The organism is Paenibacillus sp. D9, assembly GCF_001188365.1.
Classification (GTDB): domain Bacteria; phylum Bacillota; class Bacilli; order Paenibacillales; family Paenibacillaceae; genus Paenibacillus_O; species Paenibacillus_O humicus.
Window position 1 is genome coordinate 1 of the sequence record NZ_JZEJ01000006.1, and the last position, 1,067, is coordinate 1,067.

Sequence of the window (1,067 nt, forward strand, 5' to 3'; positions counted from 1 at the left end):
TTCGCCTATTTGCAAGACGACAAGGATGTTCTCAAGCTGGTCACCAATCTGATCCGCAATACGACACCGAAGGGCAGCAATACCAACGATCCCTTTTGGGAGCGATCCGAGACCGCCTTGCTGGAAGCGCTCGTGCTATACCTCCTATATGAAGCACCGCCCGAGGAGCAAAACTTCCCAATGGTCATGGAAATGATCGCGGCTGCGGAGGTGCGGGAGGAGGACGAAACGTACCAAAGCCCGCTCGATGAACTATTCGAGCGGCTGGCAATGCGCGATCCGGAACACCTTGCCGTCAAGCAGTACAACATTTTCAAGCTGGCGGCGGGCAAGACGGCCAAGTCCATTTTAATTGGCCTCGGCGTTCGATTGGAGAAGTTCAATTTGCATACGATTGCGGGGATGAGCATGGTCGACGAAATGGAATTGCCCGTTATGGGGGAGAAGAAGACGGCGATGTTTGCCGTCATTCCCGATAACGACAGCAGCTTCAACTTCATTGTCGGCATGCTCTACACGCAGCTTTTTCAATGCTTGATGTACGAGGCGGACTATCGGCATGGCGGACGCCTGCCGGTTCATGTTCACTTTGTCATGGACGAGTTCGCCAATGTAGCGCTTCCCGACGAATTTGACAAGCTGCTCTCCACGATGCGCAGCCGGGAAATTTCCGTTTCTATCATTTTGCAAAATTTAGCGCAACTCAAGGCGCTGTACAAGGATGCGTGGGAATCGATTGTGGGCAACTGCGACGAATTTTTGTACTTGGGCGGCAACGAACAGTCTACCCACAAATACGTCTCGGAGCTGCTTGGCAAGGAAACGATTGATACCAATACCTACGGCCAGAGTAAGGGGAGAAACGGCAGCTACTCGATCAACTACCAGCAATCAGGCCGCGAATTGCTCACACCAGACGAGGTGAGGTTGCTGGATAACCGCTTTTGCCTGCTCTTTATCCGTGGCGAACATCCAGTCCAGGACGACAAATATGATTTGCTCAGGCATCCTCATGTCTCGCTCACGACGGATGGTAACGGTCTTCCCTATCAGCATGGCGGCACGGA

The 1,067-nt window shown here is 52.9% G+C and carries 1 protein-coding gene; it reads left to right on the forward strand.

What is annotated here, in order from left to right; genetic code table 11:
- Nucleotides 1–9 precede the first annotated feature (9 nt).
- Nucleotides 10–1,067, forward strand: a 1,058-nt coding sequence (locus VE23_RS25365; protein WP_232317091.1) for a VirD4-like conjugal transfer protein, CD1115 family, incomplete at its 3' end; no start/stop codon positions are given.